Origin of the sequence: Vibrio sp. 10N.261.55.A7 (assembly GCF_002877365.1) — a bacterium.
Lineage (GTDB): Bacteria > Pseudomonadota > Gammaproteobacteria > Enterobacterales > Vibrionaceae > Vibrio.
In genome coordinates, this window is the sequence record NZ_MCWZ01000020.1 from 14,907 (window position 1) to 30,434 (window position 15,528).

Below are 15,528 nucleotides of genomic sequence, written 5' to 3' on the forward strand. Positions count from 1 at the left end.
TTAAATTCAATTAAATTAACCAGTTAAATTGGAAGTAGGACAGTAAAGACCATTCCATTGGTTTGATTGTTACGAGCGAAAACGGAGCCTTTAACCGCTTCGATGTGCCTTTTAGCCAGTGCCAGTCCAACACCGAAGCCTTTCCTTGTGCCTGTGTCATTGTTGGCTTTGAAGAAGGGGGTGAATATTTTGTCGCAGAGGCTAGGGTCAATCCCTGGTCCGCAATCGACAATCTTTAAGCGTATTTGGTCTTTCTCAACCGCCGCTTGAATGTGCAATAACTGGTTAGCTGGTGTGTAGCGAAGACCATTACGGATTATGTTTTCTAAAGCGTGCCCAACGGCTCTCTGGCTCGATTGAGTCAGGGGAAGAGTTGATGGGATGTCGACCTCCAACTGTCGATCTGGAAATTCGAATCGGGCGTCATCTATAATCGCTTCGAGTAATTCACTGAGATCAAATGGCTCAACCCTCAAGTCTGGTTGTTCATTTTCAATCCAAGCCAAAGTGAGGGTATCTTCTGCTAATTGCCTCATCTGCCTTACCTCCGTTCGAACTCTATCCACCATCGTTTTCGGATTAATATCATGCTCAACGCAATCGACAGCCATCTCGATTCGAGCCAGTGGCGTGCGTATCTCATGAGACATGTCCGCGATGAGATTTTTATTGTGTTCAATAACGGTTGATGTGCGTTCTGCCATCGCATCAAAGGTTTTCGCTACCTGACTGAATTCGTCGTTACCGATCGTAACTCTGTCCGCGATTCTTGCTTGGTAGTTACCACGGCTAAACTCCATGATGGTGCTGTGAAAATGTTTAAGAGGCGTCATGACATATCGGTAGATGTAGAGTGTTAACGCAAAAAGGGCGATAAAAGGTATCACGACACGATAGAACCAAAACGCATGTGACATGTACGTTCCTGGTCGCATTCTATCGGGAAGAATAATCAGGAAATGATGATTTGATGGGGTGAGCGCCACTTCCATGATTGGGTTTTCAGGAAAGTAGAGATGGATTTTCCATGTCTCAGAGCGCCCAATGCCGTAGCCTTGCCAAAACCGGTCATTCAATCGATTGCCTGCGACGTTGTCAATTTGAGAGCGAATGACGGTCGCCCACGTATCTTCGCGTATTGCGAGCTCGTTAAGCCAGGCGTCGAGTTTTGAATGGTTACCTTCATCGAGCAGTCGTTGTGCATGAGCTCCCCAGTCTCTTATTTCCTGTTGATGTACGTCATCGATGTAGCTCATTTTTTCGTTAGACAGTATTGCCGCGCTGTGCAGCAAAGAAAAAAAGATAACAACGCCCAAAGAGAGTATGACGAACAACCGCCAAAAGACATTCCTTCTCATTGAAATAAGTATCCTTTACCGTGAATAGTTTGAATTCTTTGAGAGGGCATTCCAGCCTCAACAAGTCTTTTTCTGATGCGGCTGAGGTGCATGTCTAAACTTCGGTCGTAGGGGCTGAACTCACGTTCAAGCACGGTTTGATATAGGTAAGGTTTCGATTGAATCGATCTGCGATTGTGCACCAAAGTCCAAAGGAGCTTAAATTGAATCGGCGTGAGATCGATGCGCTCTGAGCTGCTCCCATTGAATACAGATACCGACGTTTCAGACTTATTCAGTGTGAGTTCGTTTGAAGACAATTCAACATTTTTCGACGTTGCTGCCTGCTTTTGGGTTCTTCTCAAAATGGCGTCAACGCGCAGGCTTAATTCAGTAAAGTTACACGGTTTTGAGATATAGTCGTCAGCTCCTGATTTAAGCCCACGAATTCGATGCTCTTCAGCCGCATAAGCGGTCAGCAAGATGACCGGCGTGTCATTATGCTCCCGTATAAAATGAAGCAGACTCAGTCCATCTACATTAGGAAGATCGATATCAAGGATAGCAAGGTCGAACTGCTGTTGCTGCAATATTGAAAGGGCTTCATTCCCGCAATATGCGCTTGTTACACGATGTCCATCAGTTTTGAGTAGGGAAGTGAGTTGAGGGTTGAGGAAGGTATCATCTTCGACCAGCAGTACTGAAGTGATACTTGATGGAGTATCAAGCGCATCGCTTCCGTTAGTAGTATATGAATTGGGTTCTCTAAACATGGTAATCTCATCGCGATCTAATGAGATTGATTATCATTCACGTAGCGGTCTAAATCAATCAATATGATGTGATCTATTTCTTTTGTCTCGGAGATTGAACTGGGGGGAGTAAAGCGAGAACAACCATCAAAGCTGACGTTCTGTCATTGTTACTCCACTTTGTGTTGCACTGATTCTAGAGCGAGGGTAAGAATTTTAGGTTTGGTGGCTTTAACTTATTGATTCAATTGGCTAGCGTGAGCTACGTTGTTGCCAACTGCGAACGACTGAATAGCGCCAAAGCCCTTTAATTCCAAAGTAACCAATCATTGCAGCAACAATTCCGCATATAAGGCAACCCAGTAAAAATGGGGGACCAATAGTGTGCATTTGGGTAAGAAGAAATTCCCAGCTCAATTCAAAATGAAAGCTTTGCGCCGGTACGTTTAGAGCCACTGCCCCTACTTTGTAGGCACAATAGAACATAACAGGCATGGTTATCGGGTTACTTATCCAAACTAATGCGACGGATAGAGGAAGGTTGACTCCGCAGGCGATAGCCAAACCAGCAGCCATGAGCATCTGACTTGGAAGAGGGACAAAAGCCATGAATAAACCCACGGCGAATGCGCCAGCAGCAGAGCGACGGTTTAAAGACCATAGGTTTGGGTTATACAAAACGTTGCCAAAAATTTTCAATGCCTTTTGACGCTTGATTACAGCGTGATCGGGCATAAAACGTCTGATAAATTTTCTTGGCATAGGAAATTATGGCTCTCTTATTGAATTACTGGACGTTATTTTCTTTTTCGATAACGGCACTAAGTGCTCCCTTCTGGCCCTCGTTGCCGGATTGGAGGTGGTCCATCATCTTTGTTGGGTATTCACTGCTTGCTATCAAGTATAGGTGCCTACTCAAATGTTTTGGATTTTCCCTAGCGATATTCATCGTATTAATCAAAGGGCATCTTTTACAACATCAGCATAGTGTGATTTTTAAATCTGGAGCGGATATTACCATATCAGCCCAAATTGACAGCATTTTTAAGCAAATACGTCATGGTTATGAGGGCACGGTTTTACTTAGATCAATCAATGGTCAAACATTGCCCTATTTATCTCGGCCGAAACTCAGGTTAGTCAGTGATTTCCCTTTAAACATGGGAGACACCATAGACGGAAAGGTGTCGGTAAAACCGATTTACGGTTGGAGAAATGAACTCGGGTTCGATTTAGAATCTTACTATTTGTCACAAAATTGGCTTGCTAAGGCGACACTCGTTTCTCAACAATCGATGGTGGTTAAAAGCCGAGCATCTCTTCGTAATACACTCTATCAACAAGTCTTCGAACAAGTGAAAGACAGCCATGCTAAAGGGCCGATTCTCGCACTGGTTTTTGGTGAAAGGAGCCATATTACAGAGCAGCAATGGAGCCACTACAGAAATAGCGGTCTCATTCATCTTATTGCCATTTCAGGGCTGCATGTTGGTGTCATCTATATGGTGGGATTTATGCTAGGAAAGCTCCTGAGTCGTACTTCATGTCGCTTACTTTGGTCGCCATGGATTTTAGGCTGTGCCTTCGCTGTTTTTTATTCGTGGCTAGCGGGTTTTAGTCTTCCGACAACTCGTGCGTTAACGATGTGCCTTGTTGGATCCATTCTAATCATGATGAGAATACAGCAACCTATCTCAATCAAATTTTTGCTCACACTCTGTGTTGTGCTCGCTATTGCCCCTTTCTCCGCGGTATCCATTAGCTTTTGGCTTTCTTTCTATGCTGTCTCGATAGTGTTATATGTTCTAAGCCAGCCTAATCAAGGAAAGAGAACGTGGAGAACGGTACTTAAAGTGCAGTTGTACCTAGTCCTATTAATGGTTCCTCTCACGGCATTCTTATTTGGCGGAATAAGCATGAGTAGTCTGCTGTATAACATTCTGTTTGTACCTTGGTTTACCTTTATTGTTATCCCGAGTGTTTTCGTCGCGCTGTTTATCACTGCACTTAATCTTAGCGCCTTCAGTGAAGTATGGTCAGTTGTGGAGTACTTGTTACTGCCTGTCGAGTGGGCAGCTAAATATGCGGTAGATTCTTGGCTAGTATTGTCGCAGCCTCAAGTTTATTTCAGTGCGTTAGTGTGTAGTGCTTTCATTCTATGCCACTACCTTAATCGTCAGGCCCGATTACTTCTCATATTAGCAGTAGGTGCGGTTGGGTTCTTTGAATGGTTTGAATCATTGGAACTTCGTGCTGATGAAAAATCGGAAACCAAAGAGTGGAAGATTGACGTATTGGATGTTGGGCATGGCTTGTCGATTCTAATTGAGAAAGAAGGGAAAGCGATGATCTACGATACGGGGAATAGTTGGGAGTCAGGTTCGGTTGCTGATTCACTGATTGTTCCAATTTTATCTCGACGAGGGATCCGGATTGTTGATGGGCTTATTCTCAGTCATCTAGATGCCGATCATGCGGGAGGAAGGGAGGTGATCGATGAACAGTTGACGCCTATTCGTAAAATATCCCCTCAGAAGATTGAGGGTTACGAGTTATGCATTAGAGGCAAACAGTGGTATTGGCAGGGGCTACAATTTTCGGTGCTATGGCCTCAACAAGGTGTAAAGCGTGCATACAATCCACATTCATGTGTTATTCGCATCGAAAATGAGTCGAGTTCTTTTAGCATGTTACTCACCGGAGATATTGATGCGTTGGTTGAGTGGATGTTAGTTCGAGAGCCAGAAGCGCTCAAAAGCGATATTCTGATCGTTCCACATCACGGCAGTGCGACTTCATCGACACCAAAGTTTCTTAAAGCGGTAGCGCCTTCCGTGGCCATTGCGTCGCTATCTAAAGGGGGAAGATGGGACTTACCTTCAGATAAAGTTCTAACGCGCTATCAGTCTCAGAAGATTGACTGGTTAGATACTGGTCAAAGTGGCCAAATAACCATCCACGTGAACCGAGATATGTGGCAAGTTTCTACGATTCGCCAAACAGAAGGTCCACGGTGGTATAGGCAGATGCTGCGTAACGGAGTAGAATGATGGCAATATTGCATTAAAAATAAAGCACTTCTATGTCTACAAATACAGATGAAACCACGCTGCAAACATTCAAACGACTTTGGACGTATATACGACTATACAAAGCGGGCCTATCTGTTGCCGTTGTCGCTTTAGTTATTAATGCCGTCGCTGACACCTACATGTTGTCGCTGTTAAAGCCTTTGCTGGATGAGGGTTTTGGTGCGGCGGAATCGAGCTTTCTTCGTATTCTACCTCTCATTATTTTTGGCATGATGATCGTTCGTGGTTTCAGTGGCTTTGTGTCTACCTACTGTTTGAGTTGGGTTTCAGGTAACGTTGTTATGCTGATGCGCCGAAAAATATTCCATCAGTTTATGCATATGCCCGTTGCCTTTTTTGATAAAGAGTCGACAGGTGGGCTTCTCTCTCGAATTACTTATGATTCAGAACAAGTCGCTGGTGCGACAAGTCGAGCTCTCGTGAGTATTGTTCGTGAAGGCGCGAGTATCATTGGTCTTTTGACTTTGATGTTTTGGAACAGTTGGAAGCTATCATTAGTTCTTTTCCTTGTTGCACCTTTAGTCGCTTGGGGAATTAGCATTATTTCAAAGCGATTTAGAAAAATATCGAAGAATATGCAGACAAGCATGGGCAGTGTGAGCTCTTCAGCTGAGCAGATGCTAAAAGGACATAAAGTTGTTCTTAGCTATGGTGGTCAAGATGTTGAGCGCAAACGCTTTGATGATGTCAGTAATCAGATGCGTCAACAAACCATGAAGCTTGTTGCTGCCCAAGCGATCGCCAACCCTGTCATTCAACTGATTGCGTCTATTGCTTTGGTTGCGGTTTTGTTTCTTGCCAGCGTGGATACCATTCGCGCTGAACTCACACCGGGCACATTTACGGTTATTTTCGCTGCGATGTTCGGCTTGATGCGTCCACTTAAATCCCTAACGAATGTGACTTCTGAATTTCAACGCGGTATGGCAGCGTGTCAAACCCTGTTTTCGTTAATGGACTTAGAAACTGAGCGTGACAACGGTACGTTGAAAGCAGAGAAAGTTAAGGGCGATGTGGCCGTTGAAAACGTTACCTTTACATACGAGAGCAAAGAAAAACCCGCATTATTAGATGTGAGTTTTACCATTCCTCAAGGAAAAACCGTCGCATTAGTCGGTCGCTCGGGGTCGGGTAAAAGTACCATTGCCAACTTGTTTACACGTTTCTATGATGTCGATTCAGGCTCGATTAAACTCGATGGTCACGATGTGCGTGAATACCAACTTACCAATTTGCGTGACCACTTTGCTTTAGTGTCGCAAAACGTTCATCTGTTTAACGACACGATTGCGAATAACATTTCTTATGCGGCCAAAGATGAATACAGCCGAGAGCAAATTGAGAAAGCAGCCACTCTGGCGCATGCAATGGAATTCATTAACGAGCAAGAAGAAGGGTTTGATACGATCATTGGTGAGAATGGCACAAGCCTATCAGGTGGTCAGCGTCAGCGAATCGCGATTGCTAGAGCCTTGCTAAGAGATGCTCCAGTACTTATTCTCGATGAAGCAACTTCCGCATTAGATACCGAGTCTGAACGCGCTATCCAAGCCGCTTTAGAAGAGTTACAAAAAGACAAAACGGTTCTGGTTATCGCGCACCGATTGTCAACGATTGAAGAAGCCGACGAGATATTGGTCGTTGATGAAGGGGAAGTGATAGAGCGTGGCCCTCATGCTGAACTATTGGCGCAAGACGGTGCGTATGCTCAGTTGCATCGAATTCAATTCGGTGAATAGCGAGTGATTGAGAAGATCTGGTTTCAAAGCCACCCACTTAAGTATTTACTCTGGCCGCTGTTGTGGCCATTGAGTTTACTGTTTAGTTTGATTAGTCGTCAGCGCAGACAAGCGTTTGAGTCGGGAAGTAAACCGAGTTATCGGCCGCCAGTCCCCGTTGTTGTTGTTGGCAACATAACCGCTGGTGGCAATGGTAAAACACCTGTCGTGATTTGGTTGGTAGAAAAGCTTGTCGATCTCGGCTACAAACCCGGAGTGGTATCAAGAGGCTATGGAGCAAAAGCACCGAGTTACCCTTTGGTTGTGGAAGAAAGCACTCCGACAGCGCATTGTGGTGATGAGCCAAAGTTAATAAAACAACGAACGAACGTTCCTGTTGCCGTCTCTCCTGTTCGCTCTGAAGCAGTCAAGGCATTACTAACGCAAGATATTGATATTGTCATAACCGATGACGGCCTACAGCACTATGCATTGCAAAGAGATATAGAGCTGGTGATTGTTGATGGTGAAAGACGCTTTGGTAATGAACAGTTAATACCGCTAGGACCACTGCGGGAAAAAACCAGTCGCCTCCAAGAAGTTGATTTTGTGATTACGAATGGTGGTGAGGCTAAGAGTGATGAAATCAGTATGACCTTAGTTCCTAGTCACGCGATCAACTTAGTCACAGGCCAACGTGTTCTAGTCAGTGAATTAGGGCGTTTGGTGGCATTTGCAGGGATAGGCCACCCACCTCGATTTTTCAATACACTTGAAACACTCGGTGCCGATGTGGTGTTGACTAAGGGTTTTGCTGATCATCAAGCATACAACCAACAAGAACTAGACACCTTGAGTTTGTCTGGTTCAAATACGATTATGACTGAGAAAGACGCTGTAAAGTGCCGAGAATTTGCGAAAGAGACGTGGTGGTATTTGCCAGTTTCGGCAGAATTTGAACCTTTGTATGAACAGCGCATAATGAATAAATTAAAAGAGGTATTAGAACAATATGGATCATCGTCTATTTGAGATTGTCGCTTGTCCTGTGTGTAAGGGTAAACTGACTTTTGATAAAGAAAATCAAGAGCTTATTTGTAAGCTTGATAGGTTAGCCTACCCAATGAAAGAAGGCATTCCTGTATTAATAGAGCCAGAGGCACGAACCATTTCGTCAGAAGAGGGTAGATAATGTCATTTACCGTAGTCATCCCAGCTCGCTTTCAGTCAACTCGATTGCCTGGCAAGCCGTTAGCGAATATTGGTGGTAAGCCAATGATCCAATGGGTTTATGAGCAAGCGATTCAAGCTGGAGCGGATCAAGTTATTATCGCGACCGATGATGAACGAGTGGCTTCGGCTGCTAAATCATTTGGCGGACAAGTATGCATGACTTCGCCCGATCATGAGTCGGGTACTGAGCGTCTCGCTGAGGTGGTTAAGGTAATGAACATTGCTGATGATCATATAGTCGTTAACGTTCAAGGGGATGAGCCTCTCATTCCACCTTCGATTATCAAGCAAGTGGCCGATAATCTTGCTAGCAGCCTTGCTCCTATGGCGACGCTTGGCGTAGAGATATCCGATGAAAGTGAAGTGTTTAACCCAAATGCCGTGAAAGTAGTCACGGATAAAGAGGGATACGCGCTGTATTTTAGCCGCGCGACAATACCTTGGGATAGAGATGCTTTTAATGCGGATCCAGCGAGAGTGAACCAGCCTTTGTTGCGCCACATAGGCATTTACGCTTATCGAGCTGGCTTTATTAATACCTACATTAATTGGCAACCGACCGCTCTAGAAAAGATCGAGTGTCTAGAGCAGCTTCGTGTACTTTGGCATGGCGAAAAGATCCATGTTGATATTGCAAAAGAAGCACCAGCAGGTGGTGTGGATACACCGGAAGACCTTGAAACGGTAAGAGCGATCTTGGCAAATCGATAGGCGCTACATACATTAAGCGAATGTTGTATCAAAAGGAAAAGGAGCGTGTATTGCTCCTTTTTGTTTCTGATAACAGTGTTATTCTGATAAAGACGTGCTCTGCCAAACCCTCTCTAAAGCAGCACCCCGTGACAATATCCGCTAAATCTTACTGTCGTAGTCATTTCTTTGTGGGCATGTAGCCAGTATTTCACGCCGTCCAGTCTCTTTTAGCTCCTCTAAGATGACATCAAATCCCCATATCCTGTATAGGTGTTTCAATACTTCGTCGTAGTTGTCTGCCAGAGGGACACGGTCTTGTGGAATATACTGAAGAGTCAGAGATCGGTCTCCGCGTACATCAACGTTGAATACCTGAATGTTCGGTTCTAGATTACTCAAATTGTACTGTGCCGCGAGTTTTTCTCGTATCTCCCTGTATCCTGAATCGTTATGAATCGCACTGACTTCAACGTAGTTTTTCCTATCATCATCGTTGATAGCGAAGAGCTTAAAATCGCGCATCAATTTAGGAGAGAGGTATTGGCTAATGAAGCTTTCATCTTTGAAGTTATGCATAGCGAAATGAAGGGCATCAAGCCAATCCGTACCTGCTAGATTTGGGAACCATTCCCTGTCTTCGTCAGTCGGCTCTTCGCATATGCGCTTAATATCTTGGAACATAGCGAACCCAAGAGCATAAGGATTTATACCGCTAAAATGAGGGTGATTGTAAGCTGGTTGAGCAACTACGCTGGTATGGCTATGCAGAAACTCAAGTATAAATTTGTCGGAGACTAATTCTTCGTCATATAAGTGGTTTAAAATCGTGTAATGCCAGAATGTTGCCCACCCTTCATTCATTACTTGAGTTTGCTTTTGAGGGTAGAAGTACTGACTGATTTTACGAACAATTCGTACGATTTCACGTTGCCATGATTCAAGTAACGGTGCATGTTTTTCGATGAAATAAAGGAGATTTTCCTGTGGCTCGGATGGAAATCTAACTTTCATTTCTTCATCTTGAGTCTTGGCTTTTGGCACCGTGCGCCATAATTCATTGACCTGTGATTGAAGATAGGATTCGCGTTCTTGTTGGCGAGCGGTTTCTTCGGCGATAGATATTTTTTCAGGGCGTTTATAACGATCAACCCCATAGTTCATTAAGGCATGACAAGAGTCAACCAGAGCTTCCACCTCTGCCACGCCATATTTTTCTTCACACTCAGTGATGTAGTTTTTGGCAAACAATAGGTAATCGATAATGGAACTTGCATCGGTCCAAGTCTGGAACAGATAATTCCCTTTAAAAAATGAGTTATGACCATAACAAGCGTGTGCCATCACTAGCGCTTGCATTGTTACGGTATTCTCTTCCATTAAGTAAGCGATACAAGGGTCAGAATTGATCACTATCTCATAAGCTAATCCCATTTGGCCGTGTTTGTACCCTTGTTCAGTTTGAATGAACTTTTTCCCAAATGACCAATGGTTATAGTTGATAGGCATACCGATACTGGAATAGGCGTCCATCATTTGCTCTGACGTGATCACCTCGATCTGATTAGGGTAGGTATCCAATCGATAATGTTGAGCGACACGCTTTATTTCAACGTGGTATTGCTCAAGTAAGTTAAACGTCCAATCAGGTCCATCTGGTAACATCTTACTTTTTGACTTCCCCGCCTTGGCTTTGGCGCTCTTAGATTTTGTCGTCATGGGCACGTTTCCCTAAGCTGTTTCTTTCTTAAAAAGTTCCCTAAATACAGGAAAGATGTCATCAACCGTTCGAATGTTTTTCATCGCAAAGTTATCGAATTGCTGTTCCAGTTTTTCATACTCATGCCACAGTGTTTGATGAGAGCGGCGAGTAATTTCAATGTAAGAATAGTACTGACATGTTGGCAGCAGTTTGTTGACGAGCAGTTCTTTACAACGGGGTGAGTCATCCGCCCAGTTATCGCCATCAGACGCTTGAGCTGCGTAAATATTCCACTCTCCAGCAGGGTAGCGATCAGTGACAATCTCGTTCATAAGCTTAAGGGCACTAGACACAATCGTTCCTCCGGTTTCTTGGGAATAGAAGAACTCATGTTCATCGACTTCTTTCGCTTGAGTGTGGTGACGAATGAAGACAACGTCTACATTTTCGTAAGTTCGGTTTAGGAAAAGGTATAAGAGCACGTAGAAGCGCTTGGCGATATCTTTGGTTGCTTGATCCATCGAACCGGACACATCCATCAGACAGAACATGACGGCTTGGCTAGAGGGCACTGGGCGCCTTTCATAATTTTTGAATCGCAAATCGAAAGTATCGATAAAGGGGACAGATTTGAGCTTTTTCCGTAGGTCTTCGATTTCTTGCTTAATGCGTTTTTCTTCGAGCAATTGCGCAGGTTCCGCATTTTGAATCTCGTCGAGCTGATCCTCTAATTCACTGAGGAGGCGTTTCTTACCCGCCGTCATCGCGGTTCTGCGAGCTAATGACTGCTGCAAAGAACGTACAATAGCGATGTTCGACGGAATACCCGCAGTTTGAAATCCAGCGCGATGCGATTTCCACTCGGTCACCTTGTTGACCTGGTTTTTCTCAAGGTTAGGCAGTTCAAGATCTTCAAAGAGTAAATCTAGGTACTCATCCTTCGAGATCTGGAATACGAATTCGTCTTCACCTTCTCCATCCTGACTTGCATCACCTTCGCCTGAGCCTTTTCCTTGACCGCCACCTTTTGGACGTTCAATTTTGTCACCCTTAATGAATTGATCGTTACCTGGGTGCACACGCTCACGTTTGCCGCCCTTTCCTTGATGGAAAGTAGGCTCTTTAATATCACGGTGCGGAATGGACACATCCTCACCAGAATCCGTATTTGTGATCGAACGACGATTTACGGCATCGGCCACTGACTCTTTAATTTGCTCTTTATGACGACGCAAAAATCGCTGTCGATTGACTGCACTTTTGTTTTTGCCGTTAAGCCTTCTGTCGATAAATTGTGCCATAAGCAATTCCTCTTTAAACATCACACCACAGTGTCACTAGCCATATAAAGAGGCGCTCTTAATATGGCTATTATGACGGGTTTGCGTTGCCTTTAATTAAGAAGATTTACGAACGCGTAAATACCACTCAGATAGCAATCTTACTTGTTTTTCGGTGTAGCCTTTTTCCATCATTCGAGCGACGAAATCATCATGTTTTTTCTGATCTTCTGATGAAGTTTTCGCATTGAAAGAGATTACGGGTAGCAACTCTTCCGTGTTAGAGAACATTTTCTTCTCAATGACGGTACGAAGCTTCTCATAACTGGTCCAAACTGGGTTCTTACCATTGTTATGCGCTTTTGCACGAAGGACAAAGTTTACTATTTCATTTCGGAAATCTTTCGGGTTGCTGATTCCAGCTGTTTTTTCGATTTTCTCTAACTCACTGTTGAGTGAGCCTCTGTCGAAGAGTTGGCCAGTTTCTGGATCGCGGTACTCTTGATCCTGAATCCAGAAGTCAGCGTAGGTGACATAGCGGTCGAAGATGTTCTGCCCATACTCTGAGTACGACTCGAGATAAGCGGTTTGAATCTCTTTACCGATAAATTCGACGTATCGAGGCACGAGGTAACCTTTAAGGTATTCAAGGTACTTCTCTGCTTGCTCTTGTGGGAACTGCTCTCGCTCAACTTGTTGCTCGATGACATAGAACAGGTGGACAGGGTTAGCCGCAACTTCCGTTTGGTCGAAGTTGAAGACTCTTGAGAGTATCTTGAACGCGAAACGCGTAGATAGCCCAGACATTCCCTCGTCAACACCCGCATAGTCGCGGTATTCCTGATAGCTTTTTGCCTTAGGATCGGTGTCTTTTAGGGTTTCACCATCATAGACTCTCATCTTCGAGAACAGCGATGAGTTCTCTGGTTCTTTGAGTCGTGACAAAATACTGAACTGAGCCAACAGATCTAAGGTGCTAGGAGAACAAGGCGCTTTTGATAGCTCTGAATGTTCGAGAAGTTTCTGATAGATTTTCACCTCTTCTGACACTCTTAAACAGTAAGGCACTTTGACGATATAGACTCGGTCTAAAAATGCTTCATTGTTCTTGTTATTTCTAAATGTTTGCCACTCAGACTCGTTCGAGTGAGCGAGAATCATTCCGTCAAATGGCAGAGCAGAAAGCCCTTCTGTGCCGTTAAAGTTACCTTCTTGCGTTGCCGTTAATAGAGGGTGAAGCACCTTAATTGGCGCTTTGAACATTTCCACGAATTCCATTAAGCCTTGGTTCGCTTTACATAGTGAACCGGAGTAGCTGTAGGCATCAGGGTCATCTTGAGAGAAGTGCTCAAGCTGTCGAATATCTACTTTACCGACCAATGATGAAATATCTTGGTTGTTCTCGTCGCCTGGCTCAGTTTTAGCGATCGCGACTTGCTCGAGTATAGAAGGGCGTAGCTTAACCACTTTGAACTTTGATAAGTCACCGCCAAATTCATTGAGTCTTTTGGCTGCCCAAGGTGACATGATGGAACGCAGATAACGTTTCTCAATACCGTAGTCTTGCTTTAAGACTTCACCATCTTCATTCACGTCAAACAGACAGAATGGGTGGTCGTTGACTGGGCTGCGTTCGCCATTTGCAGAGAGAACATAAATGGGCATGTGCTGCATCAGTGCTTTTAACTTTTCAGCAAGAGAAGATTTACCTCCACCGACGGGCCCGAGTAAATAGAGTATTTGTTTACGCTCTTCTAGGCCTTGTGCGGCGTGTTTTAAATAGGATACGATCTGCTCTATGGCGTCTTCCATGCCATAAAAATCTTCGAATGTTTTATACCGAGAAATCACTCGATTAGAAAAAATACGACTAAGAGTTGGGTCAAGAGCGGTATCAATAACCTCAGGCTCACCGATCGCGAGTAATAGTCGCTCTGCGGCATTTGCGTACGCGCTCTTGTCATCCTTACAAAGAGACAGAAACTCCTGAAGTGACAACTCTTCATCTTTGGCTGCCTCATAGCGTGCTTGGAAGTGGTCGAAAATACTCATCTTGAAATCCCCTCTGAACCGATCAAACTGTCAAACAACCCGCAGTAGAAATACATTTCCTTTCATAATTAAGATTAGTTTAATTTCTGAATTGTGCTTAACAATTATGTGTTTATTTGCAGAAGTCTCAGTGAGAAAGGATGTTTACACTAGGAAAGTCGTTGGGGATTTTAGATAAGAAAAGGGCCAGTTCAATGACTGGCCCTCGATAAATTTTAATGGTTATGAGTTGAAGATTTGGTTTAACTCAGTTGCACATAAGTGGTATTGACGAGGACAAGCGCGCCAAGTGACTAACATACGACGATATTTGTCTAACATTGGCATTTGGCTGTTAAAGTGGTGATCGGCTTTGTCAAACTGTGGGTATAGCCCTTCAGAATCGACAAGGAAGCGAACGTAGTTCACTAGCTGAGATTCACGCGCTATATCAAACCCTAAAAACTGTAAACGACGTTTGTCTACTTCTGCCTGCTCATCATCTTTGAGCATTTTGTGAGACTCTTGCATAGCGTGATACATTTCGAGAATATCGATAATCTGACGACATTCTGCTTCAGTAATACAACCGAAATCTTTGTTTAATTCTTGCATTTGTAGCTCGTAACCACGTTCTACAATTGTTTGAAAACGCTTGTACTTTTCTGCGTTCTCAGGTGTCAGCTGAGACATTAAGTAATATTGATTTGAAAGAATTAAACGTTGAGCGTTAGTCATTTCCATGGTGGTTCTCTATTTTTAGTAAATTGGTCTGATATTTGGTTACTCAGGATCGTATTCTTAGTATTTCACGTTTGAGTTGTACTGGCTCAGTATAGACTGAATGTTATCCATCACTTCTTTAGACGGTGGATTTACCCCATCAAGCTCATAATCAAAACCCAGTGCTTCCCATTTATGGGCACCAAGCCTGTGATAGGGCAGCAACTCGATTTTTTCAATGTTATCCATGTCTTTTATAAAGTCGCCAAGCATATGAGCAGCTTCTTCATCATCGGTATAACCAGGAACCACGACGTACCGAATCCAGGTTTTTTGGCCGATTTTGTGAAGGTACCGAGCGAAGTCGAGCGTCCGTTTATTGGACACGCCAATGAAGTCGTGGTGTATTTCATCTTTCATATGCTTTAGGTCAAGCATGACAAGATCGGTGGCTTCTAATACTTCATCAGTCACTTCAGTGTGCTTGCGAATGTATCCATTGGTGTCAAGGCAGGTGTGGATGCCTTCTGCTTGTGCCGCTTGAAAGAAGTCGCGAACAAACTCTGGCTGTAGCATGGCTTCACCACCCGAACAGGTGACGCCCCCGCCCGAAGCATTCATAAAGTGACGGTAAGACTTAGCTTCGCTGATGATCTCTTCGACAGTGACTTCTTTTCCACCATGTGTATCCCAAGTATCGCGATTATGGCAATACTTACAACGCATCAAGCAACCTTGCATGAATACGATAAAACGGATGCCTGGGCCATCGACAGTACCACAAGACTCAAAAGAATGAATGCGACCAGTTGTAGACATGAACTCATCTCGTAAAGAATTATTTGCCTGTTATTTTATTACAAATGAGCGCGTATAAACAGGACTTGTGACAGTAACTATACCTTTACGATTGCCAAAGAAAAAAAAGTCGCTAATTGGAGGATGTATGTTATAGAGTTGTTATAATTAA

Annotated in this window: 13 protein-coding genes; 5 read left to right on the forward strand and 8 right to left on the reverse strand. The window is 44.0% G+C overall.

Annotation, left to right across the window (positions count from 1 at the left end; translation table 11 throughout):
- Positions 1 to 23: 23 nt before the first annotated feature.
- The 3 genes from BCU12_RS02045 to BCU12_RS02055 form a co-directional block, all read right to left on the reverse strand.
- Complete coding sequence (locus BCU12_RS02045; RefSeq protein WP_102402735.1) at positions 24 to 1,358, reverse strand: sensor histidine kinase; 1,335 nt, start codon at positions 1,356 to 1,358, stop codon at positions 24 to 26.
- The gene (locus tag BCU12_RS02050) at positions 1,355 to 2,110 is read right to left on the reverse strand and encodes a response regulator transcription factor (protein WP_102402736.1); all 756 of its coding nucleotides are present in this window, start codon (positions 2,108 to 2,110) and stop codon (positions 1,355 to 1,357) included. Before BCU12_RS02050 ends, BCU12_RS02045 begins: the two co-directional genes overlap by 4 nt.
- A gap of 231 nt (positions 2,111 to 2,341) precedes the next feature.
- The gene (locus BCU12_RS02055; RefSeq protein ID WP_102402737.1) at positions 2,342 to 2,851 is read right to left on the reverse strand and encodes a DUF2062 domain-containing protein; all 510 of its coding nucleotides are present in this window, start codon (positions 2,849 to 2,851) and stop codon (positions 2,342 to 2,344) included.
- A 227-nt stretch (positions 2,852 to 3,078) separates the two neighbouring features.
- Here BCU12_RS02055 and BCU12_RS02060 point away from each other — a divergent pair, with 227 nt between their 5' ends.
- From BCU12_RS02060 to kdsB, 5 genes are read left to right on the forward strand one after another with little or no spacing between them, the layout of a single operon-like run.
- Positions 3,079 to 5,139, forward strand: coding sequence for a DNA internalization-related competence protein ComEC/Rec2 (locus tag BCU12_RS02060; RefSeq protein ID WP_241909722.1), 2,061 nt, complete (start codon positions 3,079 to 3,081; stop codon positions 5,137 to 5,139).
- A 32-nt stretch (positions 5,140 to 5,171) separates the two neighbouring features.
- Positions 5,172 to 6,920: a lipid A ABC transporter ATP-binding protein/permease MsbA gene (msbA, locus tag BCU12_RS02065; RefSeq protein ID WP_102402739.1), complete on the forward strand. Its 1,749-nt coding sequence runs from the start codon at positions 5,172 to 5,174 to the stop codon at positions 6,918 to 6,920.
- 3 nt (positions 6,921 to 6,923) lie between these two features.
- Positions 6,924 to 7,931: a tetraacyldisaccharide 4'-kinase gene (gene lpxK / locus BCU12_RS02070; RefSeq protein WP_102402740.1), complete on the forward strand. Its 1,008-nt coding sequence runs from the start codon at positions 6,924 to 6,926 to the stop codon at positions 7,929 to 7,931.
- Positions 7,912 to 8,091 carry a Trm112 family protein gene (locus tag BCU12_RS02075; protein ID WP_102402741.1) on the forward strand — a complete coding sequence of 60 codons (180 nt, stop codon included), beginning with the start codon at positions 7,912 to 7,914 and terminating at the stop codon, positions 8,089 to 8,091. The genes lpxK and BCU12_RS02075 overlap by 20 nt, the downstream gene beginning before the upstream one ends.
- Complete coding sequence (kdsB, locus tag BCU12_RS02080) at positions 8,091 to 8,843, forward strand: 3-deoxy-manno-octulosonate cytidylyltransferase (RefSeq protein WP_102402742.1); 753 nt, start codon at positions 8,091 to 8,093, stop codon at positions 8,841 to 8,843. Before BCU12_RS02075 ends, kdsB begins: the two co-directional genes overlap by 1 nt.
- A 141-nt stretch (positions 8,844 to 8,984) precedes the next feature.
- On the opposite strand, the gene BCU12_RS02085 is transcribed toward kdsB, so the two are convergent.
- The 5 genes from BCU12_RS02085 to pflA all read right to left on the reverse strand — a co-directional run bounded on the left by BCU12_RS02085 (position 8,985) and on the right by pflA (position 15,377).
- Positions 8,985 to 10,541: a SpoVR family protein gene (locus tag BCU12_RS02085; protein WP_102402743.1), complete on the reverse strand. Its 1,557-nt coding sequence runs from the start codon at positions 10,539 to 10,541 to the stop codon at positions 8,985 to 8,987.
- A gap of 12 nt (positions 10,542 to 10,553) precedes the next feature.
- Entirely contained in the window at positions 10,554 to 11,825 is a 1,272-nt protein-coding gene (locus tag BCU12_RS02090; protein ID WP_102402744.1) for a YeaH/YhbH family protein, read from the reverse strand.
- 96 nt (positions 11,826 to 11,921) lie between these two features.
- Positions 11,922 to 13,856 (reverse strand): PrkA family serine protein kinase, encoded by a 1,935-nt coding sequence (locus tag BCU12_RS02095; protein WP_102402745.1) that lies wholly within the window; start codon positions 13,854 to 13,856, stop codon positions 11,922 to 11,924.
- A gap of 222 nt (positions 13,857 to 14,078) precedes the next feature.
- The gene (locus BCU12_RS02100) at positions 14,079 to 14,579 is read right to left on the reverse strand and encodes a YfbU family protein (RefSeq protein WP_102402746.1); all 501 of its coding nucleotides are present in this window, start codon (positions 14,577 to 14,579) and stop codon (positions 14,079 to 14,081) included.
- A gap of 57 nt (positions 14,580 to 14,636) precedes the next feature.
- Entirely contained in the window at positions 14,637 to 15,377 is a 741-nt protein-coding gene (pflA, locus tag BCU12_RS02105) for a pyruvate formate lyase 1-activating protein (RefSeq protein WP_102402747.1), read from the reverse strand.
- Between the last annotated feature and the right edge of the window lie 151 nt (positions 15,378 to 15,528).

Excerpts from the sequence above, each read along its gene's own strand:
- BCU12_RS02050 (WP_102402736.1), bottom strand. The coding sequence starts at position 2,110 with ATGTTTAGAGAACCCAATTCATATACTACTAACGGAAGCGATGCGCTT.
- BCU12_RS02045 (WP_102402735.1), bottom strand. The coding sequence starts at position 1,358 with ATGAGAAGGAATGTCTTTTGGCGGTTGTTCGTCATACTCTCTTTGGGC.
- BCU12_RS02100 (WP_102402746.1), bottom strand. The coding sequence starts at position 14,579 with ATGGAAATGACTAACGCTCAACGTTTAATTCTTTCAAATCAATATTAC.
- BCU12_RS02055 (WP_102402737.1), bottom strand. The coding sequence starts at position 2,851 with ATGCCAAGAAAATTTATCAGACGTTTTATGCCCGATCACGCTGTAATC.
- kdsB (WP_102402742.1), top strand. The coding sequence starts at position 8,091 with ATGTCATTTACCGTAGTCATCCCAGCTCGCTTTCAGTCAACTCGATTG.
- msbA (WP_102402739.1), top strand. The coding sequence starts at position 5,172 with ATGTCTACAAATACAGATGAAACCACGCTGCAAACATTCAAACGACTT.
- BCU12_RS02075 (WP_102402741.1), top strand. The coding sequence starts at position 7,912 with ATGGATCATCGTCTATTTGAGATTGTCGCTTGTCCTGTGTGTAAGGGT.
- BCU12_RS02085 (WP_102402743.1), bottom strand. The coding sequence starts at position 10,541 with ATGACGACAAAATCTAAGAGCGCCAAAGCCAAGGCGGGGAAGTCAAAA.
- BCU12_RS02095 (WP_102402745.1), bottom strand. The coding sequence starts at position 13,856 with ATGAGTATTTTCGACCACTTCCAAGCACGCTATGAGGCAGCCAAAGAT.
- BCU12_RS02090 (WP_102402744.1), bottom strand. The coding sequence starts at position 11,825 with ATGGCACAATTTATCGACAGAAGGCTTAACGGCAAAAACAAAAGTGCA.
- pflA (WP_102402747.1), bottom strand. The coding sequence starts at position 15,377 with ATGTCTACAACTGGTCGCATTCATTCTTTTGAGTCTTGTGGTACTGTC.